Raw genomic sequence first — 18,445 nt, 5'->3', positions numbered from 1 at the left:
TATCAGTCCACCGTCACGTAATCAGGGCCGGAGTAACGGCCGGTGCTGAGCTTCTGGCGCTGCATCAGCAGGTCGTTCAACAGGCTGGAGGCGCCGAACCGGAACCAGTGGTTGTCCAGCCAGTCCTCACCCGCGGTCTCGTTCACCAGGACGAGGAACTTGATGGCGTCCTTGGAGGTGCGGATGCCGCCGGCGGGCTTCACGCCGATCTGTACGCCGGTCTGCTCCCGGAAGTCGCGTACGGCCTCCAGCATCAGCAGGGTGTTCGCCGGCGTCGCGTTCGTGCCGACCTTGCCGGTCGAGGTCTTGATGAAGTCCGCGCCGGCCAGCATCCCGAGCCAGGAGGCCCGCCGGATGTTGTCGTACGTGGACAGCTCGCCCGTCTCGAAGATCACCTTGAGCCGAGCGGAGCCGCACTCGGCCTTCACGGCGAGGATCTCCTCGTACACCTTGAGGTAGCGGCCGGAGAGGAAGGCCCCGCGGTCGATCACCATGTCGATCTCGTCGGCCCCGGCCGCCACGGCGTCGCGGACGTCCGCGAGCTTGACGTCCAGCGCGGCGCGTCCGGCGGGGAAGGCCGTCGCGACGGACGCCACCTTCACCCCGGAACCCGCCAGCGCGGCGGCAGCGGTCGCCGCCATGTCGGGGTAGACGCAGACCGCGGCGGTGCGCGGGCTGGTGCGGTCGGTCGGGTCGGGGTTGACGGCCTTGGCGGCCAGAGCCCGGACCTTGCCCGGGGTGTCCGCGCCTTCCAGCGTCGTCAGGTCGATCATCGAGATGGCGAGATCGATTGCGTACGCCTTGGCAGTCGTCTTGATCGATCGGGTGCCGAGGGAGGCGGCGCGCGCTTCGAGGCCGACGGTGTCGACGCCGGGCAGCCCGTGGAGGAAGCGGCGCAGCGCACTGTCGGACGCCGTCGCGTCGGCGAAGGGGGGCCCGCCCTGCTCGAACGCGGCTGAGCGCTTGGGGGAGGGTGCGGTGGTGGGCATGGTCACCACCTGAGCATATCTACGCGCGTAGCGACCTGTACAGGGCCCTCCCTCTTTCCGGGCCTTCCGCACCCCGGTGAGGCCGGGCCCGCAGCCCCGATGCCGCTTCAGGCAGAATCAGGACCATGACGAGCCCCACACCTCCCTCCGAGCCCGCCTACGCCGACCGGACCTACCGGTCGGGCGCCGGGCTGGTCAGCGGCGCACTGCTGCTTCTGCTGCTGGTCTGGCTCGGCGTCGACGCGGTGGTCCGGGGCTCGGGGTGGACGCCGTGGCTGGCTCTCGCCGTGATGCTGACGGCGATCCCGCTGATCGTGGCGTTCACGCTCCGGCCCGCCGTGTACGCCAACGAGGAGCGGATCCGGATCCGCAACCCGCTCCGGACGATCGTGCTGCCCTGGTCGGACGTCTCGGCCGTGCGCGCCAAGTACTCGACCGAGATCCACACCCACAGCGGCACCAAGTACCAGCTGTGGGCGGTGCCCGTCTCGCTGCGCGAGCGCAAGCGCGCGGCCAGGACGGCAGGCCGTCGGGCCCACGGCGACCGGCGCGGCGGGACGTCCGTGCATGCCGACGTCAGCGACTCCCAGGCCCGCATGGCCTCGGCGGACCAGACGGTGGGTGACCTCCGTCAACTCGCGGAGCACGCAGCCGCCGACCCCGGGAAGGCCACTGGCACGACCACCGCGTCGGTGCGCTGGGCCTACGAACTGATCGCCCCGGCCGCCGCCGGCGCGGTGCTGCTCGTGGTGCTGCTCGCGATCCGCTGATGGACCGGCCGGGCGGAGGGACGGCAGAAGCCGCGGAGGACGACCGGGGCTGCCTGCGCCTGGTTCTGGGCGTACCACTGGTGATCCTGCACCTGCTGGCGGGATACTGCTGCTACGGGGCTTTGATGATCCGTCCTTCGGGCCCCTGGGACGAAGACGCCCTTATGGGCATCGAACTGGCCTGCCTGCTGACCATCGTGCTCAGCGCCGCCGCCCTGCTGATCACCACCGCGTCCTCGGTACGTCGCGTGATGGCGCCCTGGTGGTTCGTCCCACCGGCCTTCATGGCACTGGTGGCCGTGGTCCGCCGGGTGCTGTTGGACTGAGCGGAACGCACCGCTGCGTCCCCTCCCGGACATCGGTCCGCCGGGACCACAACCGCCGCCGGACGGTCACCCTGCCGAGCGGCCGGTCCTGAACTTCGGGCCGTGGGGTGCCAGGTGGTCGCGGGGCCAGGAGGCCTGCTCGGAGTAGCATCTCTGCGAGGTTTTCCGGTCGGCGCTCCGGCTCCCGCACTGGTGCAGTCGTACGGGCCATCCGTCCGGAGAGGGCAGAGGAGAATGAGTGTGGTGGAGAGCTGGTCCCGCGTGATGACTCTTCTTCGGCAGCACGCCCCGGCCGAGCACGCGGATCTGCCCGGGCCCGCCACGGAACAGATGCTCGCGGCCGCCGAGGAACGGATGGGTGTCCACCTCCCTCAGGATCTGCGGGCGTGGCTGCTGCAGAACAGTCTGGATCTTCCTGAGGAAGATGTGGACGACGAGGTGGCATGTTGCGGCTTCGCCGGTTTCCCGGACGAGGGCAGCTTCTTCCTGGGCGTACGTGAGATGGAGAAGCTCTACGCCAACCGCTCCAGGCCCGGTGGATTCGACCCTCCGGACCAGCCGGACCATCCGTTCTGGCGTAATGAGTGGATCCCGTTCCTGTCGGACCAGGACGGCTGGACGGGGAAGTTCATCGACGCGCGGGACGGGCGTATCGGCAGGTGGTTCGTGGGCGAGAATACGATCACCGGCGAGTACGAGTCGCTGGCTCAGTACTTCGACTCCGTGGCGGAGATGCTCACGAAGATCGCCGATGGAAACCATCCGGTCTGCGAGGTCGCCGAAGGGCGACTCGTCTGGTCGTGAGGCGACGTGCTCCTCGGTCGTTCCGGTGGGCACGCGTCAGTGAGCGTGCGCGGCGGGTGTGCAGGGGCCGGACAGGGCGGGGGCGCCGTCGAGGGAGGCGTTCGACGTCTCAGCCCGACGGCACCGGAGCCCTGTCGGTCGCGGCGTCAGATTCCCGCTGCCGCCGCCAGGTCGCGCTTGATGCCCGCCAGCAGTTCCGCGCCCTTGCCCCGGGCCTCGGGCAGTTCGTCCGCCGAACCGACCGGGACCACGACCTCCAGGTAGCACTTGAGCTTCGGCTCGGTGCCGCTCGGGCGGACGATGACCCGGGCGCCCGTCAGGTGATAGCGCAGGCCGTCGGTGGGCGGCAGGGAGTCCGTGCCCCGCGACAGGTCCTCGGCCGAGGTGACCGGGAGGCCCGCCAGGGTCGTCGGGGGAGTCTCGCGCAGGCGCCGCATGGCGTTCGCGATGACCGTCAGGTCCTCCACCCGGACCGACAGCTGAGCCGTGGCGTGCAGGCCGTGGTCCAGCGCGAGGTCGTCGAGCAGGTCGAGGAGGGTGCGGCCTTTCTCCTTCAGCACGGAGGCGAGTTCGGCGATCAGCAGGGCGGCCGTGATGCCGTCCTTGTCGCGGACGCCTTCGGGGTCCACGCAGTAGCCCAGCGCCTCCTCGTAGCCGTACCGCAGGCCGTCGACGCGGGCGATCCACTTGAAGCCCGTCAGTGTCTCCTCGTAGCCGAGGCCCGCCTTCTCGGCGATGCGGCCCAGCAGCGACGAGGACACGATCGACTCGGCGAACACTCCCGTCACGCCCCGGTCCACCAGATGGGCGGCGAGAAGTGCACCGACCTCGTCGCCGCTCAGCATCCGCCAGCCGCCCCCGGCGGAGGGGTCGGACACGGCGACGGCGCAGCGGTCGGCGTCCGGGTCGTTCGCGATGACGAGGTCCGGGGCGGCCCGGCGCGCGGTCGCGAACGCGAGGTCCATGGCCCCGGGCTCCTCCGGGTTGGGGAAGGCGACGGTGGGGAACGCCGGGTCGGGCTCCGCCTGTTCGGCCACGAGTACGGGGTCGGGAAAACCCGCCCGGGCGAAGGCGGCCGTCAGTACGGACGTGCCGACACCGTGCATGGCGGTGTGGACGGTGCGCGCGGTACGGGGTGAGCCGGGGCTGAGGACGGCGTCCGTGCGGGCGAGGTAGGCGTTCAGGACCTCGTCGCCGAGGACCTCCCAGCCCGACTCGGGGCGGGGTACGCCGTCGAGCGGCCCGACCGCCGCGATCCCTGCGGCGATCTCCGCGTCGGCCGGGGAGACGATCTGCGAGCCGTCGCCGAGATAGACCTTGTAGCCGTTGTCGCGCGGCGGGTTGTGGCTGGCCGTGACCTCCACGCCGGCGACCGCCCCGAGGTGTCGTACGGCGTACGCGAGGACCGGTGTGGGCAGCGGGCGGGGGAGTACGGCCGCGCGCAGGCCGGCTCCGGTCATCACCGCGGCGGTGTCGCGGGCGAAGTCGGCCGATTTGTAGCGGGCGTCGTAGCCGATGACGACGAGTCCGTCCGCGCTGCCCCGTGCCTTCAGGTACGCGGCCAGCCCGGCGGCGGCGCGGATGACGACGGAGCGGTTCATGCGCATCGGGCCGGCGCCGATCTCGCCGCGCAGTCCCGCCGTGCCGAACTGGAGCGTGCCGGCGAAACGGTCCTCCAGCGCGGCGAGGTCCCCGGCGTCGATGAGTCCGGCGAGCTCCGCGCGGGTCTCGGGGTCCGGGTCCTCGGCGAGCCAGGTCCTGGCCTGCGTGATGAGGTCGTCCTGCTGCACGGTGTCCGCCTTTCTGCGGTGCGGTTGTCTGGGGGCGGGGCTGGGCGGGGCGGGGCTGGGCGAGGTGGAGCCCGGCGCGGCCGCTGCGCGGGGCCTTCCCCTACCCGCCCCTTCCCGAAACCGGGGGCCGGGACGCCGGCGGGGGTGGGTCAGCCTGCTCAGATCCGGTCCAGCACCCGTGCCAGCAGCGCGCCCATGCGGGTGGCGGAGTCGCGGCCCGCCTGCAGGACCTCCTCGTGGTTGAGCGGTTCGCCGCTCAGGCCGGCGGCGAGGTTCGTGACCAGGGAGATACCCAGCACCTCCGCGCCCGCCTCGCGCGCCGCGATGGCCTCCAGGACCGTGGACATGCCGACCAGATCACCGCCCATGACACGGACCATGTTGATCTCGGCCGGAGTCTCGTAGTGCGGGCCGGGGAACTGCACGTAGACGCCCTCTTCGAGCGTCTCGTCGATCTCCCTGCACAGCGCGCGCAGTCGCGGCGAGTACAGGTCGGTCAGGTCGACGAAGTTGGCGCCGATGATCGGCGACGCCGCCGTGAGGTTGATGTGGTCGCTGATGAGGACCGGCTGGCCGGGGCGCATGCCCGTGCGCAGCCCACCGCAGCCGTTGGTCAGGACGACGGTCCCGCAGCCCGCCGCGACGGCCGTGCGCACACCGTGGGCGACGGCGGCGACGCCGCGGCCCTCGTAGTAGTGCGTGCGGCCCAGGAAGACCAGGACGCGCTTCCCGCCGATGCTGTACGAGCGGATCGTGCCGCCGTGACCCTCCACCGCGGGGGCCGGGAACCCGGGCAGCGCGGTGACCGGGAACTCGGCCTCCGGGATGCCGAGCGCATCGCCGGCGGGGGCCCACCCGGAGCCCATCACGAGGGCGACGTCGTGGGTCTCGACGCCGGTCAGCTCGCGCAGGCGGGCAGCGGCGTCGGCGGCGGCGGCGAGAGGGTCGCCCTGGATGTGGTCCGGAATAACAGATGCGTTCACGCGGATGAGGGTAACCGCTGATTCCCTACGCGCGTAGATGTGTCTGCGCAGAGTGTGGCCGATCGTCTTCGTACGTTCGTACAGAAGCGGGTCGGGGGCGGGGTCAGCAGGGGTGCTTGCGGAGGTTCATCACGTAGTCGTGCGGTGCGCCCGCGGACTCGGCGGCGTCCGCCACCTCGCCCAGATAGCGTGCCGAGGGCAGACCGCCCTCGTAGCCGTTGAGGACGTACATCCAGGCCGGCTCCTCGCCGTCCAGGGTGTGCACGCGCACCCGCATCCGCCGGTAGATGTCGAGGCCGACGCCCTCCCAGCGGTCCATGGAGTCCTCGTCCATGGGGGCCAGGTCGTACAGCGCCACGAAGACCTGCGAACGCGGGGCCTCCACCACGGTGGCGAGCGCGCCCTCCCAGCCCATCTGCTCCCCGCCGAACGTCAGCCGCCAGCCGTTGAGCCAGCCCGTGCTGCGCAGCGGGGAGTGCGGTGCGCGGCGCGTCATCAGCCGCGCGTCGAGGTTGCCGGCGTACGCGGCGTAGAGCGACATGGGGTCGAGGGTACGGGAGGTGGCGGCGGGTGTGCCGGATCCGGCGGCGACGACCCCCGGTCGTGGGGGGTCCGCGGGGAGCCGGAGGCCGTGCCCGGGCCGTCCCCGTTCCCGTATGGAGGGCCCCGGGGCGAAGCAGCTTGGCGCGTGCGGGAGAATGAATTACGTACTGCATACGCCGGGGCGATCCCCCGGACCCCCGGCCGGGGCGGCAGACGGCCGTGGGATGACACCACGCGAGGCGGACATTTCGTGACCCGGATCGTGATCATCGGCGGCGGCCCCGGCGGCTACGAGGCGGCACTGGTCGGCGCCCAGCTCGGCGCGGAGGTGACCGTCGTCGACTGCGACGGTCTCGGCGGCGCGTCCGTCCTCACCGACTGCGTGCCCTCCAAGACCCTGATCGCGACGGCCGAGGTGATGACCACCTTCGACTCCTCCTACGAGGAGCTCGGCATCATCGTCGCCGACGACACCCCGCACATGGAACAGGCCGCCCGGGTGGTCGGCGTCGACCTCGGCAAGGTCAACCGACGGGTCAAGCGCCTCGCGCTCGCCCAGTCCCACGACATCACCGCGTCCGTCACCCGCGCGGGCGCCCGGGTCATGCGCGGTCGCGGCCGGCTGGACGGCCTCCAGGCCGCCGACGGCTCCCGCCAGGTCGTGGTGACCGCCGCCGACGGGACCGAGGAGCGGCTCACCGCCGACGCGGTGCTGATCGCGACCGGCGGCCACCCCCGGGAGATCCCGGACGCCCTGCCCGACGGTGAGCGCATCCTGAACTGGACCCAGGTGTACGACCTCGACGAGCTCCCGGAGGAGCTCATCGTGGTCGGCTCGGGTGTCACCGGAGCCGAGTTCGCCGGTGCCTACCAGGCGCTCGGCTCGCGTGTGACGCTCGTCTCCTCCCGTGACCGGGTGCTCCCGGGCGAGGACCCGGACGCGGCCGCCGTCCTGGAGGACGTCTTCCGGCGCCGCGGCATGAACGTCATGGCCCGCTCCCGCGCCCAGTCCGCCAAGCGCGTCGGCGACCGCGTCGAGGTCACGCTGGCCGACGGCCGGGTCATCTCCGGCACCCACTGCCTGATGGCGGTCGGCGCGATCCCCAACACCGCGGGCATGGGGCTGGAGGAGTCCGGGGTGCTGCTCAAGGAGTCCGGGCACATCCGGACCGACCGGGTCTCCCGCACCAGCGCCCCCGGCGTCTACGCGGCCGGTGACGTCACCGGGATCTTCGCCCTGGCCTCGGTCGCGGCGATGCAGGGCCGGATCGCGATGTACCACTTCCTCGGCGACGCGGTGACACCGCTGAACCTCAAGACGGTTTCCGCGAACGTCTTCACCGACCCGGAGATCGCCACCGTCGGTTACAGCAAGGCCGATGTCGACTCCGGCAAGATCGACGCCCGTGTCGTGAAGCTGCCGCTGCTGCGCAACCCGCGCGCCAAGATGCAGGGCATCAGGGACGGCTTCGTCAAGATCTTCTGCCGGCCCGGCACCGGCATCGTGGTCGGCGGGTGCGTCGTCGCGCCGAGGGCCAGTGAGCTGATCCACCCGATCTCTCTCGCCGTCGACAACAACCTGACGGTGGAGCAGATCGCGAACGCGTTCACCGTGTATCCGTCCCTGTCCGGCTCGATCGCCGAGGTGGCCCGGCAGTTGCACACCCGTAAGAGCACGGGCGAGGCGTAGCACGACCTGCTCCTGGCGACGGCGGGCCCCTATACCACCGGGGGGTCCCGCCTGAGTACAACTTCTCTTATTCGGCGCAAACTGCTGAAAAGCAACCCGCGGCCACGTTACTGTCAGTTTCGTGTTCGCTGCAGAACGTCGTCAATTGATCCTCGAAATGGTGCGCGCCAACGGGGCGGTATCGCTCCGTGAGCTCGCCCGCGTCGTCCAGACCTCCGAAGTGACCGTACGGCGGGACGTGCGGGCACTGGAGGCAGAAGGACTCCTCGACCGCCGGCACGGCGGTGCGGTCTTGCCGGGCGGTTTTACGCGGGAGTCCGGCTTTCCGCAGAAATCCCATCTCTCCACCGCGGAGAAGACGGCCATCGCCGACCTGGCGGCCGGACTGGTCGGCGAGGGCGAGGCCATCGTGGTCGGCGCCGGTACGACCACGCAGGAGCTGGCCCGCCGGCTCGCGCGGGTGCCCGGTCTGACCGTGGTCACCAACTCCCTGCTGGTCGCCCAGGCGCTGGCCCATGCCAACCGGGTGGAAGTGGTGATGACGGGCGGCACCCTGCGCGGGAGCAACTACGCGCTCGTCGGCAGCGGTGCCGAACAGTCCCTCCACGGGCTGCGGGTGAGCCGGGCCTTCATCTCCGGGAGCGGTCTGACCGCGGAGCGCGGGCTGTCCACGTCCAACATGCTCTCGGCGAGCGTGGACCGGGCCCTGGTGCAGGCCGCGGCCGAGGTGGTGGTCCTGGCCGACCACACCAAGCTCGGTTCCGACACCATGTTCCAGACGGTGCCCACGGAGCTGATCACCCGCCTGGTGACGGACGAGCCACCGGTCCACGACGAGCGTGCGGCCACGGAGTTGCAGGCTCTGGCCGACCAGGGCGTGGAGATCACGGTGGCGGGGCCCGACACGGAGTCCGCTGCCGGTGACCCCACGCCGCCGGGGCGCCGGCCGCGACAGGACATGCCGTTGCCGGGCCAGCGGCGCACCCAGGGCGGCCACGGTGCTCCGGGAGGGCTCGGGCCACAGCTCCGGAGCGCGGCCGCGCTGGCGGAGGGACCGGTGGGCCGGGTCGCTGACATGCGGCGCCGGTAGGCCGAGCGCGGGGCGCCGCACGGCGCCCGCAGCTGTAGGGAGCCCTCAGCCACACGGAGCCCTCAGCCGCATGCCGTCCCCGGCCGCGGGGATGCCCCGGCCGGGGTGTGCCCTGAGCCGCGGGATGCTCAAGGCCGTGGGACGGTCCCGGCGGGCGGGACTCCGTCAGGTGTGAGATCCGCAGCAGCCTGGACGCCTTCAGGCGTGAGGGGCGCTCGGCCGAAGCCGTCCTCAGCCGCCGGGCGGGGGCGACAACTGCGGGCCGTCGGCGGGGTCGGCCTTCAGCCCGCGGAGTGTCAGCCGCAGCAGACGGTCGGCCAGAGCCGGATCCGCCGGTGTCTGCTCCGCGGCGAGCGCGATCGCGTTCGTCAGTTGCAGCAGGTCGTCGATCGACACGTCGGCCCGCACCGAGCCGCTCGACTGGGCCCGCGCGAGCAGTTGCGCGCCCGCCTGACGCAGCGGCACGTGGCAGGACGTCAGGGCCGATGTCTCGTCCCCGGAGGCCGACATGAGCGCCTGGGCCAGACCCCGGTATTCACCCGCGTGGGTGATGATCGCGCCCAGCCACTCCACCAGTGCGGTGCACGGCCGGCCGGCGTGCGCCAGTTCACGGGAACGGTCGAGCAGAGCGCTCAGCGCCTCCTGGAACACCGCGTTCATGAGGGCCTGACGGTTCGGGAAGTGCCGGTAGAGCGTGCCGATGCCGACGCCCGCCTTCCGGGCGATGTCCTCCAGCGAGGCGTCCGTGCCCTGGGCGGCGAAGGACGTACGCGCCTCGCTCAGCAGCCGGTCGTGGTTGCGGCGCGCGTCGGCGCGCATCGGCCTGGCCGGTGTCGGTGCCGTGCTGATCGCCATCGCCCTGTCCTCCTGGTGTCCGCTCCGCGTCCCAAGGATGCCACTGGGGGCCCGGCAGCTGCCGGGCCCCCAGTGCGGGAAGAGCGGGTGCTCAGTCCTTGATCTCGCAGATCGTGGCGCCGGACGACACCGACGTGCCGACCTCCGCCGCGAGCCCCTTCACCGTGCCCGCGCGGTGGGCGTTGAGGGGCTGCTCCATCTTCATGGCCTCGAGGACGACGATCAGGTCGCCCTCCTTGACCTCCTGGCCCTCTTCGACGGCGATCTTCACGATCGTGCCCTGCATCGGGGACGCGAGGGTGTCGCCGGAGGCGGCGGAGCCGGCCTTCTTGGCCGCGCGCCGCTTGGGCTTCGCGCCGGCCGCGAGACCGGTGCGCGCCAGGCTCATGCCGAGCGAGGAGGGCAGGGAGACCTCGAGGCGCTTGCCGCCGACCTCGACGACGACGGTCTCGCGCCCGGAGTCCTCGTCGGCGTCCTGGTCCGCGGGGACCGTGAACGGCGCGATCTCGTTGACGAACTCCGTCTCGATCCACCGGGTGTGGACCTGGAAGGGGTCCGAGGTGAACGCCGGGTCGGCCACCACCGCACGGTGGAAGGGGATGGCGGTGGCCATGCCCTCGACGGTGAACTCGGCCAGCGCACGCCCGGCACGCTGCAGCGCCTGCTCACGGGTCGCGCCGGTCACGATCAGCTTGGCCAGCAGCGAGTCCCACGCCGGGCCGATCACGCTGCCGCTCTCCACACCGGCATCCAGGCGGACACCCGGACCGGTGGGCGGGGCGAACAGGGTGACGGTGCCGGGAGCCGGGAGGAAGCCGCGGCCCGGGTCCTCGCCGTTGATCCGGAACTCGAAGGAGTGCCCGCGTACGGCGGGGTCGCCGTAGCCGAGCTCCTCACCGTCGGCGATACGGAACATCTCGCGCACGAGGTCGAGGCCGGTGACCTCCTCGGTGACCGGGTGCTCGACCTGGAGACGGGTGTTGACCTCCAGGAAGGAGATCGTGCCGTCCACGCCCACCAGGAACTCGACGGTGCCGGCACCGACGTAGCCAGCTTCCTTCAGGATCGCCTTCGAGGCCGCGTACAGCTCCGCGTTCTGCGCCTCGGACAGGAAGGGCGCGGGCGCCTCCTCGACCAGTTTCTGGTGGCGGCGCTGCAGCGAGCAGTCACGGGTGGACACCACGACGACGTTGCCGTGCGTGTCGGCCAGGCACTGCGTCTCCACGTGCCGCGGCTTGTCGAGGTAGCGCTCGACGAAGCACTCGCCCCGGCCGAAGGCCGCGACGGCCTCGCGGACCGCGGAGTCGTACAGCTCCGGGATCTCCTCCAGCGTGCGGGCCACCTTCAGCCCGCGCCCGCCACCGCCGAACGCCGCCTTGATCGCGACCGGCAGACCGTTCTTCTCCGCGAACTCCACGACCTCGGAGGAACCGCTCACCGGGTCCGGCGTGCCGGCCACCAGCGGGGCCCCCGCGCGCTGCGCGATGTGGCGGGCCGCGACCTTGTCGCCCAGGTCCCGGATCGCCTGCGGCGGCGGCCCGATCCATGTCAGACCCGCGTCCAGCACCGCCTGGGCGAACTCCGCGTTCTCCGACAGGAAGCCGTAACCGGGGTGGATCGCGTCGGCCCCCGAATCCTTCGCGGCCTGGAGCACCTTGGCCATGTCCAGATAACTGGCGGCCGGGGTGTCACCGCCCAGAGCGAACGCCTCGTCGGCCGCGCGCACATGCAGAGCATCCCGGTCCGGATCGGCGTAGACGGCTACGCTCCCGATTCCGGCATCCCGGCAAGCCCGAGCAACGCGGACAGCGATTTCGCCACGATTGGCGATGAGCACCTTGCGCACGATGACTCCCTCCTTGAGAACAAGCTGAGTTTAGGGACTACCGACACGGCCGTACGACCCGTCCCCAATAGTGAACTTGCCCACACGGAGTGTGATCCGAGGCTTGCTCGAGTCGCGAAATCCCTTGTCGCACCACGGTACGCCGGGTTCCTGAACCGCACAGTAGCCACGAAGTGTGGCCCAAGTCTCTGTCCGGACGGTCAACGGCGCGCGGCGTTTCTTTGTGGACTCCCTACGAACGGCCGAGGGAATCTTTGCCTCGGCCACGGGGCGGCGCACACGGTGCGCCTCCTCTTGTCCGAAGCATTACCGATTAGTAGGGTCCGCGCTGTACCGGACGTACTACAGGTAACAGGGGGTGGCGCAGTGGTGCGCAGACCAGTGGCCTTCGTGACCGCGATCGTTCTGTTCGCGGAAGCCGTGGGCATCGTGCTCGTCAACGGCGTCCTCGCGACGGTCGCGGACAACCAGAGCATGTCCCTGGCCGGAATGGACCCGGACGCCATGGTCACCGGTACGTGGGTGATGGGCGGTGTCTCCGGGGTCCTGCTCGTGCTCTGCGGGCTGATACCGCTGCTGGCCGGGATACGCGACCGGTCACCGGGCCGCTTCGGCCGGATCACCCTCATCGCGTGCGCGGTCGTCCACGGGGTGCTGGGCGCCCTGGCGGTGGGTCTGATCGGCTGGGCGGCCTTCGCGTTCCTGATGGTCGTCCTGGCGCTGATCGTGCTGACCCTGGTGGCGTACGAGCGGCCCGGTCCGGTGGCAGGGAAGGCCGGTACCGAAGGAGCTCCGGCGCCGGTGTGACGCCGGGGGCGGCCGCCGGATCCGGTCAGACCCACAAGTCGGTCACGGAGAAGCCCAGTTCGCCCAGCAGCCGGCGCAGCAGCGGCAGCGAGAGCCCGATCACGTTGCCGTGGCTGCCCTCGATCGCCTCGACGAAGGGGGCCGAGCGGCCGTCCAGGGTGAACGCTCCGGCGACGTGGAGCGGCTCACCCGAAGCGACGTAGGCCGCCACCTCGGCGTCCGTCGGCTCGCCGAACCTGACGACGGTGGACTCGGTCGCCGACGCCGTACGGCCCGTGGCGGTGTCGATGACGCTGTGCCCCGTCTGCAGGATGCCCGGCCGGCCGCGCATGGACTTCCAGCGGGCGATGGCCTCCTCGCTGTCGGCGGGCTTGCCGAGCGCCTCGCCGTCCAGCTCCAGCACGGAGTCGCAGCCGATGACCAGTGCGCCCGCGGCCTCGGGGCGGGCCGCCACCGCGGCGGCCTTCGCCTCGGCCAGGACGAGCGCCAGCTCCCCCGGGGTCGGAGCGGTGAGCGCGTGCTCGTCCACACCGCTCACGATCACCTCGGGGGCGAAACCGGCCTGGCGCAGGAGACCGAGACGGGCGGGGGACGCGGAGGCGAGCACGAGACGGCGCTGATCAGTCATACCCGCCATCGTAGGCGCGGCCGGTGACCTCAACGGGTGCCCAGGACGAACATCGCCACGACCATGGCCAGTGCCAGCACCAGCCCCGCGCGGCGGAGCATGTCCTGGGCGTCGCGCAGTTCCTTCGGCGGCTTGTTCTCAGGATCGGACCACAGCATGGTTCCGATGGTGCTCCGGAGACGGCTGCGGCGCCTGAGTACGCGTACTCAAGCGCCGCACGGGGGCCTCCCTCAGGACGGCCAGTACGTCCGCGCCCACGAGCGGGGACCTGGCCGCAGAGCGCCCCGGCGGGCGATCCGGCCCGGGTCCGACCACTGCTCGGGCGGCAGCGGAGCACCTGACGGCTCCGCGGCCACCGCCGCCGCGCGCGCCCGGACCACGGCGAGGGCCGCGGCGAGCTCCTCTGGGGTCGGATTGCCCCGTACGACCTTGATCATGGTGGCTCCCGGTGGTTAGAGGGGGATGTTGCCGTGCTTCTTCGGCGGCAGCGACTCGCGCTTCGTCCGCAGCTGGCGCAGGCCCTTCACGAGGTGCGCCCGGGTGTCGGAGGGCATGATCACCGCGTCGACGTAACCGCGCTCGGCCGCGACGTACGGGTTCAGCAGGGCGTCCTCGTAGTCGGCCATCAGCCCGGCGCGGGTGGCGTCCTGGTCCTCGGCCGCGGCGATCGTGCGCCGGTGCAGGATGTTCACCGCGCCCTGCGCGCCCATCACCGCGATCTGCGCGGTCGGCCAGGCCAGGTTCAGGTCGGCGCCCAGGTGCTTGGACCCCATGACGTCGTACGCGCCGCCGAACGCCTTGCGCGTGATCACGGTGATCAGCGGGACGGTCGCCTCCGCGTACGCGTAGATCAGCTTGGCGCCGCGGCGGATGATGCCGCCGTACTCCTGGTCGACACCGGGCAGGAAGCCGGGCACGTCGACGAAGGTGAGGACCGGCACGTTGAACGCGTCGCACGTGCGGACGAAGCGTGCCGCCTTCTCGCTCGCGTCGATGTCCAGACACCCGGCGAACTGCATCGGCTGGTTGGCGACGATGCCGACCGGAAAGCCCTCCACGCGCCCGAAACCGGTGATGATGTTCGGCGCGAACAGTGCCTGCGTCTCCAGGAACTCGTCGTCGTCGAGCACGTGCTCGATCGCGGTGTGCATGTCGTACGGCTGGTTCGCCGAGTCCGGGATGAGGGTGTCGAGTTCGCGGTCCTGGTCCGTGGTCTCCAGGTCGGCCTCCTCCGGGAAGGCCGGCGCCTCGGAGAGGTTGTTCGACGGGAGGTAGGACAGCAGCGACTTGACGTACTCGATGGCGTCCTTCTCGTCACCCGCCATGTGGTGCGCCACGCCTGACGTGGTGTTGTGCGTGCGGGCGCCGCCCAGGTCCTCGAAGCCGACGTCCTCACCGGTGACCGTCTTGATGACGTCCGGCCCGGTGATGAACATGTGCGAGGTCTGGTCCACCATGACCGTGAAGTCGGTGATCGCGGGGGAGTAGACCGCGCCGCCGGCGCACGGCCCGACGATCAGGGAGATCTGCGGGACGACACCCGACGCGTGCACGTTGCGGCGGAAGATCTCGGCGAACAGCCCGAGTGCGGCCACACCCTCCTGGATGCGCGCGCCGCCCCCGTCGTTGATGCCGATGACCGGGCAGCCGGTCTTCATCGCGAAGTCCATGACCTTGACGATCTTCTCGCCGTAGACCTCGCCGAGCGAGCCTCCGAAGATCGTGAAGTCCTGCGAGTAGACGCAGACGGGACGGCCGTCGACCGTGCCGTAACCGGTGACGACGCCGTCCCCGTAGGGGCGGTTCTTCTCGATGCCGAAATTGGTGGACCGGTGCCGTGCGAACTCGTCGAGCTCTACGAACGACCCTTCGTCGAGCAGGAGCTCGACCCGCTCACGGGCGGTCAACTTGCCCTTCGCGTGCTGCTTTTCGACGGCACGGGCGGAACCTGCGTGTGTGGCCTCTTCGATACGGCGCTGCAGGTCCGCGATCTTGCCCGCGGTGGTGTGGATGTCGCTCTGCGGCTCGGACATCGGGTGGCGGCTCCCTGCCTGGTCACGGGGACGGCTGGTACATCCAGTGAGGTGCTGGACCCATGTGTGCTCGACGGCTACCTGCTCGCCGGCTTGTGTTGGCTACTGACCCGTAGCGTATCGGCGCGGATACGGTTCGGCAGTGCGTCGTTGGCCACACCTAATGTGGGTTGCATGACACCTCCCGATGCGCCGCACAACCGTTGGTCGGACCTCGACAGGCCGCCCCTGAACGTCGCCGCGCTGCGCCGCGGGCTGCTGAGGCCCGACGGTCTGTGGACCTCGCTCGACGTCGTGGACGCGACCGGTTCCACCAACTCCGACCTCGCGGCACGGGCCGCCGGCGGCGGCCTGGCGGAGGGCACGGTGCTGGTCGCCGAGGAGCAGACCGCGGGCCGCGGACGGCTCGACCGGAGCTGGACGGCTCCGCCCCGCTCGGGCATCTTCCTCTCCGTCTACCTGACCCCCGGCGGCGTACCCGCCGAGCGTTGGGGATGGCTGCCGCTGCTGACCGGTGTGGCGGCCGCCACCGGCCTCGCACAGTCGGCCGGCGTCGACATGGCACTGAAATGGCCCAACGACCTGCTCGTGACGATCGGCGGGACGGAACGCAAGACCGGCGGCATCCTCGCCGAGCGCGCCGGGGAGGGCGTCGTCATCGGCATCGGCCTCAACGTGTCGCTGCGCACGGCCGAGCTGCCCGCCCCGCACGCGGGCTCGCTGGCGCTCGCCGGAGCCGCCTCCACCGACCGTGAGACCTTGCTCAGGGCCGTCCTGCGTTCACTGGAGCAGTGGTACGGGCGGTGGCGCGAGGCGAACGGCGACGCCGCCGCGAGCGGGCTCCAGGCGGCCTACGCGGCGGGCTGCGCCACGCTCGACCGGACGGTGCGGGCCGAACTCCCCGGCGACCGGTCCCTCGTCGGCGAGGCCGTCGCGATCGACGGCGACGGACGGCTGGTGCTGTCCACGGGCGACGGGCTCCAGGAGCCCGTGTCGGCCGGCGACATCGTTCACCTGCGCGGGGAGGAGGGAGGGCTCACCTGATGACGCGTCCCGGCATACGGGTGATGTCACGCGGGTGGAGGGCGCCGGATCGGCGAGAACCGCGCCACCGGGGACGTGAGCCAGGGCACACCTGCCGTATCGTTGAGGCGATCCAGCGACAGATCGGCAGGGCAGTGCGCAGGGAACGGGCAGGAGGCGGCCGGTGACCGTCGACGACACGAACTCCGACGACGGCGCGGAGCCCTCGTCGGGACCGTCCGTCCACTCGACACCGCATCACGAGGTCGACCACACGGCCGAACCGACGGACGATCCCCTCGCCATCCGGCTGGAAGCCCTGATCCTGGGGGCCGACCGCCGCTACACGCCGTTCCAGGCGGCCAGGACCGCCGGGGTCTCCATGGACCTGGCGTCCCGGTTCTGGCGGGCCATGGGCTTCGCCGACATCGGCCAGGCCAAGGCGCTCACCGAGGCCGACGTCCTGGCACTGCGCCGACTCGCGGGTCTCGTGGAGGCAGGGCTGCTCAGCGAGCCGATGGCGATCCAGGTGGCCCGGTCGACCGGACAGACCACCGCACGACTCGCCGAGTGGCAGATCGACTCCTTCCTGGAGGGGCTGACGGAGCCCCCCGAGCCTGGCATGACCCGCACCGAGGTCACGTATCCGCTGGTCGAGCTGCTCCTGCCCGAGTTGCAGGAATTCCTGGTCTACGTGTGGCGGCGCCAGCTCGCGGCCGCCACCGGCCGTGTCGTGCAGGCGGCGGACGACGAGGAGATGGTCGACCGGCGGCTCGCCGTGGGCTTCGCGGACCTCGTCGGCTTCACCCGGCTGACCCGGCGGCTGGAGGAGGAGGAGCTCGGCGAGCTCGTCGAGGCCTTCGAGACGACGTCGGCGGACCTGGTCGCCGCGCACGGCGGGCGCCTCATCAAGACGCTGGGCGACGAGGTCCTCTTCGCCGCGGACGACGCGGGGACGGCCGGTGAGATCGCGCTCCGGCTGGTCGAGGCGATGGCCCAGGACACGACGATGCCCGCCCTGCGCGTGGGCATGGCCTTCGGCACGGTCACCACGCGCATGGGCGACGTGTTCGGCACGACGGTCAATCTGGCCAGCCGCCTCACGTCGATAGCGCCGAAGGACGCCGTACTGGTGGACGGCGCGTTCGCCGCCGAGCTGATCAGGAACGGCGACGCTCCCGCATCCGAGGCCGAGGAGACCGCGGCTGTCGCCGAGCGGGCCCGGCTGGCGGAGAAGGCGGGCCGCCGCCCCGACGAGGAGCCACCGCTGCCGACGTACCGCTTCGGACTGCAGCCGATGTGGCAGCGGCCGGTGCGGGGGCTGGGCGTCGTCGAACCGTGGCTGCTGGCCCGGCGGGGCAAGCCGGCCTCCTGAGCGGACGCGGGACGGGCCGGGCGGACACCCCTAGGATCCCGGTAACGCTCGTTAACCGGAGGGGTGCAGTCATGGGTGTCACGTCCGAGCAGAGGTTCGGGGAGTTCGTCGTCGTACGGCGGCACGAGGGGCAGGACCACGTCGCCGAGCTGGTGCTCGACCGGCCGAAGGCCATGAACGCGGTGAGCACCGCGATGGCGCGCGCCGTCGCGGACGCCTGTGCCGCGCTCGCCGCCGACCAGGGGGTGCGCGCCACCGTGCTCACCTCCAGCCATGAGCGGGCTTTCTGCGTGGGGGCGGACCTCAAGGAGCGGAACTCCTTCACCGACGCCGAGCTCGTGCGGCAGCGGCCCACCGCACGGGCCGCGTACACCGGCGTCCTGGAGCTGCCGATGCCGGTGATCGCAGCCGTGCACGGCTTCGCCCTCGGCGGCGGCTTCGAGCTCGCGCTGGCCTGCGACGTGATCGTGGCCGACCGTACGGCCGTGGTGGGCCTGCCCGAGGTGTCCGTCGGGGTCATCCCGGGCGGCGGCGGTACGCAGCTTCTGCCCCGCCGGGTCGGCGCGGCGCGCGCCGCCGAGCTGGTCTTCACCGCACGGCGGCTGGAGGCGGCCGAGGCGCGCGAGCTGGGCCTGGTCGACGAACTGGTCGAGGCGGGCCGGGACCGGGAGGAGGCGCTGGCCCTCGCCGGCAGGATCGCGGCGAACTCCCCGGTGGGTCTCCGGGCCGCCAAGCGGGCCCTGCGGCTGGGGCAGGGGCTGGATCTGCGGGCGGGGCTCGAGGTGGAGGACGCCGCCTGGCGGTCCGTGGCCTTCTCCGGGGACCGCGCCGAGGGTGTCGCCGCGTTCAACGAGAAGCGGAAGCCCGACTGGCCCGGCGAGTGAGCCGGGGGG

The 18,445-nt window shown here is 71.5% G+C and carries 19 protein-coding genes; 9 read left to right on the top strand and 10 right to left on the bottom strand.

Annotated features, from left to right (window positions below):
• Positions 1 to 2 precede the first annotated feature (2 nt).
• Complete coding sequence (gene deoC, locus ABZ441_RS05380; RefSeq protein ID WP_358968651.1) at positions 3 to 989, bottom strand: deoxyribose-phosphate aldolase; 987 nt, start codon at positions 987 to 989, stop codon at positions 3 to 5.
• A gap of 125 nt (positions 990 to 1,114) precedes the next feature.
• Between deoC and ABZ441_RS05375 the strand changes: the two genes are divergently transcribed.
• From ABZ441_RS05375 to ABZ441_RS05365, 3 genes are all read left to right on the top strand, one after another.
• Entirely contained in the window at positions 1,115 to 1,759 is a 645-nt protein-coding gene (locus tag ABZ441_RS05375) for a PH domain-containing protein (RefSeq protein WP_358968648.1), read from the top strand.
• Positions 1,759 to 2,085 carry a hypothetical protein gene (locus ABZ441_RS05370; protein ID WP_358968647.1) on the top strand — a complete coding sequence of 109 codons (327 nt, stop codon included), beginning with the start codon at positions 1,759 to 1,761 and terminating at the stop codon, positions 2,083 to 2,085. Before ABZ441_RS05375 ends, ABZ441_RS05370 begins: the two co-directional genes overlap by 1 nt.
• A 234-nt stretch (positions 2,086 to 2,319) precedes the next feature.
• Entirely contained in the window at positions 2,320 to 2,889 is a 570-nt protein-coding gene (locus tag ABZ441_RS05365) for an SMI1/KNR4 family protein (protein ID WP_358968645.1), read from the top strand.
• Between the two features lie 146 nt (positions 2,890 to 3,035).
• On the opposite strand, the gene ABZ441_RS05360 is transcribed toward ABZ441_RS05365, so the two are convergent.
• The 3 genes from ABZ441_RS05360 to ABZ441_RS05350 all read right to left on the bottom strand — a co-directional run bounded on the left by ABZ441_RS05360 (position 3,036) and on the right by ABZ441_RS05350 (position 6,203).
• On the bottom strand, positions 3,036 to 4,679 hold the full coding sequence (locus tag ABZ441_RS05360) for a phospho-sugar mutase (protein ID WP_358968643.1): 1,644 nt from the start codon (positions 4,677 to 4,679) through the stop codon (positions 3,036 to 3,038).
• Positions 4,680 to 4,837: 158 nt separating this feature from the next.
• Positions 4,838 to 5,662, bottom strand: coding sequence for a purine-nucleoside phosphorylase (locus tag ABZ441_RS05355; RefSeq protein ID WP_358968641.1), 825 nt, complete (start codon positions 5,660 to 5,662; stop codon positions 4,838 to 4,840).
• A 103-nt stretch (positions 5,663 to 5,765) separates the two neighbouring features.
• On the bottom strand, positions 5,766 to 6,203 hold the full coding sequence (locus ABZ441_RS05350; RefSeq protein WP_031096722.1) for a gamma-glutamylcyclotransferase: 438 nt from the start codon (positions 6,201 to 6,203) through the stop codon (positions 5,766 to 5,768).
• Positions 6,204 to 6,455: 252 nt separating this feature from the next.
• On the opposite strand from ABZ441_RS05350, the gene ABZ441_RS05345 reads away from it, so the two are divergent.
• Both ABZ441_RS05345 and ABZ441_RS05340 read left to right on the top strand, forming a co-directional pair.
• The gene (locus ABZ441_RS05345; protein WP_358968639.1) at positions 6,456 to 7,895 is read left to right on the top strand and encodes an NAD(P)H-quinone dehydrogenase; all 1,440 of its coding nucleotides are present in this window, start codon (positions 6,456 to 6,458) and stop codon (positions 7,893 to 7,895) included.
• Positions 7,896 to 8,016: 121 nt separating this feature from the next.
• On the top strand, positions 8,017 to 8,985 hold the full coding sequence (locus ABZ441_RS05340) for a DeoR/GlpR family DNA-binding transcription regulator (RefSeq protein WP_358968637.1): 969 nt from the start codon (positions 8,017 to 8,019) through the stop codon (positions 8,983 to 8,985).
• A 231-nt stretch (positions 8,986 to 9,216) separates the two neighbouring features.
• Here ABZ441_RS05340 and ABZ441_RS05335 read toward each other — a convergent pair whose 3' ends face one another.
• Both ABZ441_RS05335 and ABZ441_RS05330 read right to left on the bottom strand, forming a co-directional pair.
• Positions 9,217 to 9,840 carry a helix-turn-helix domain-containing protein gene (locus ABZ441_RS05335; RefSeq protein ID WP_358968635.1) on the bottom strand — a complete coding sequence of 208 codons (624 nt, stop codon included), beginning with the start codon at positions 9,838 to 9,840 and terminating at the stop codon, positions 9,217 to 9,219.
• A 91-nt stretch (positions 9,841 to 9,931) separates the two neighbouring features.
• Complete coding sequence (locus ABZ441_RS05330) at positions 9,932 to 11,686, bottom strand: biotin carboxylase N-terminal domain-containing protein (protein ID WP_358968633.1); 1,755 nt, start codon at positions 11,684 to 11,686, stop codon at positions 9,932 to 9,934.
• A gap of 366 nt (positions 11,687 to 12,052) precedes the next feature.
• Between ABZ441_RS05330 and ABZ441_RS05325 the strand changes: the two genes are divergently transcribed.
• Complete coding sequence (locus tag ABZ441_RS05325) at positions 12,053 to 12,493, top strand: hypothetical protein (protein WP_358968631.1); 441 nt, start codon at positions 12,053 to 12,055, stop codon at positions 12,491 to 12,493.
• Between the two features lie 25 nt (positions 12,494 to 12,518).
• Here ABZ441_RS05325 and ABZ441_RS05320 read toward each other — a convergent pair whose 3' ends face one another.
• The 4 genes from ABZ441_RS05320 to ABZ441_RS05305 form a co-directional block, all read right to left on the bottom strand.
• Positions 12,519 to 13,130, bottom strand: coding sequence for a nucleoside triphosphate pyrophosphatase (locus ABZ441_RS05320; RefSeq protein WP_358968629.1), 612 nt, complete (start codon positions 13,128 to 13,130; stop codon positions 12,519 to 12,521).
• A gap of 20 nt (positions 13,131 to 13,150) precedes the next feature.
• Entirely contained in the window at positions 13,151 to 13,279 is a 129-nt protein-coding gene (locus ABZ441_RS05315) for a hypothetical protein (protein ID WP_275588306.1), read from the bottom strand.
• 72 nt (positions 13,280 to 13,351) lie between these two features.
• A complete protein-coding gene (locus tag ABZ441_RS05310) occupies positions 13,352 to 13,558 on the bottom strand; it encodes an acyl-CoA carboxylase epsilon subunit (RefSeq protein ID WP_031092852.1) in 207 nt (68 codons plus the stop codon).
• Between the two features lie 15 nt (positions 13,559 to 13,573).
• Positions 13,574 to 15,154: an acyl-CoA carboxylase subunit beta gene (locus ABZ441_RS05305; protein ID WP_358968625.1), complete on the bottom strand. Its 1,581-nt coding sequence runs from the start codon at positions 15,152 to 15,154 to the stop codon at positions 13,574 to 13,576.
• 174 nt (positions 15,155 to 15,328) lie between these two features.
• On the opposite strand from ABZ441_RS05305, the gene ABZ441_RS05300 reads away from it, so the two are divergent.
• The 3 genes from ABZ441_RS05300 to ABZ441_RS05290 all read left to right on the top strand — a co-directional run bounded on the left by ABZ441_RS05300 (position 15,329) and on the right by ABZ441_RS05290 (position 18,436).
• A complete protein-coding gene (locus tag ABZ441_RS05300) occupies positions 15,329 to 16,198 on the top strand; it encodes a biotin--[acetyl-CoA-carboxylase] ligase (protein ID WP_358968623.1) in 870 nt (289 codons plus the stop codon).
• A gap of 163 nt (positions 16,199 to 16,361) precedes the next feature.
• The gene (locus ABZ441_RS05295; RefSeq protein WP_358968621.1) at positions 16,362 to 17,552 is read left to right on the top strand and encodes an adenylate/guanylate cyclase domain-containing protein; all 1,191 of its coding nucleotides are present in this window, start codon (positions 16,362 to 16,364) and stop codon (positions 17,550 to 17,552) included.
• A gap of 71 nt (positions 17,553 to 17,623) precedes the next feature.
• Positions 17,624 to 18,436, top strand: a complete 813-nt coding sequence (locus ABZ441_RS05290; protein WP_205018518.1) for an enoyl-CoA hydratase-related protein — start codon at positions 17,624 to 17,626, stop codon at positions 18,434 to 18,436.
• Positions 18,437 to 18,445: the final 9 nt, after the last annotated feature.

Source organism: Streptomyces sp. NPDC005752, assembly GCF_040630715.1.
GTDB lineage: Bacteria > Actinomycetota > Actinomycetes > Streptomycetales > Streptomycetaceae > Streptomyces.
Note: the sequence above shows the minus strand (reverse complement) of the source record. Positions and strands in the feature narration are given on the sequence as shown.

Excerpts from the sequence above, each read along its gene's own strand:
- ABZ441_RS05300 (WP_358968623.1), top strand. The coding sequence starts at position 15,329 with ATGACACCTCCCGATGCGCCGCACAACCGTTGGTCGGACCTCGACAGG.
- ABZ441_RS05335 (WP_358968635.1), bottom strand. The coding sequence starts at position 9,840 with ATGGCGATCAGCACGGCACCGACACCGGCCAGGCCGATGCGCGCCGAC.
- ABZ441_RS05370 (WP_358968647.1), top strand. The coding sequence starts at position 1,759 with ATGGACCGGCCGGGCGGAGGGACGGCAGAAGCCGCGGAGGACGACCGG.
- ABZ441_RS05320 (WP_358968629.1), bottom strand. The coding sequence starts at position 13,130 with ATGGCGGGTATGACTGATCAGCGCCGTCTCGTGCTCGCCTCCGCGTCC.
- deoC (WP_358968651.1), bottom strand. The coding sequence starts at position 989 with ATGCCCACCACCGCACCCTCCCCCAAGCGCTCAGCCGCGTTCGAGCAG.
- ABZ441_RS05315 (WP_275588306.1), bottom strand. The coding sequence starts at position 13,279 with ATGCTGTGGTCCGATCCTGAGAACAAGCCGCCGAAGGAACTGCGCGAC.
- ABZ441_RS05310 (WP_031092852.1), bottom strand. The coding sequence starts at position 13,558 with ATGATCAAGGTCGTACGGGGCAATCCGACCCCAGAGGAGCTCGCCGCG.
- ABZ441_RS05305 (WP_358968625.1), bottom strand. The coding sequence starts at position 15,154 with ATGTCCGAGCCGCAGAGCGACATCCACACCACCGCGGGCAAGATCGCG.
- ABZ441_RS05375 (WP_358968648.1), top strand. The coding sequence starts at position 1,115 with ATGACGAGCCCCACACCTCCCTCCGAGCCCGCCTACGCCGACCGGACC.
- ABZ441_RS05365 (WP_358968645.1), top strand. The coding sequence starts at position 2,320 with ATGAGTGTGGTGGAGAGCTGGTCCCGCGTGATGACTCTTCTTCGGCAG.
- ABZ441_RS05350 (WP_031096722.1), bottom strand. The coding sequence starts at position 6,203 with ATGTCGCTCTACGCCGCGTACGCCGGCAACCTCGACGCGCGGCTGATG.
- ABZ441_RS05290 (WP_205018518.1), top strand. The coding sequence starts at position 17,624 with ATGGGTGTCACGTCCGAGCAGAGGTTCGGGGAGTTCGTCGTCGTACGG.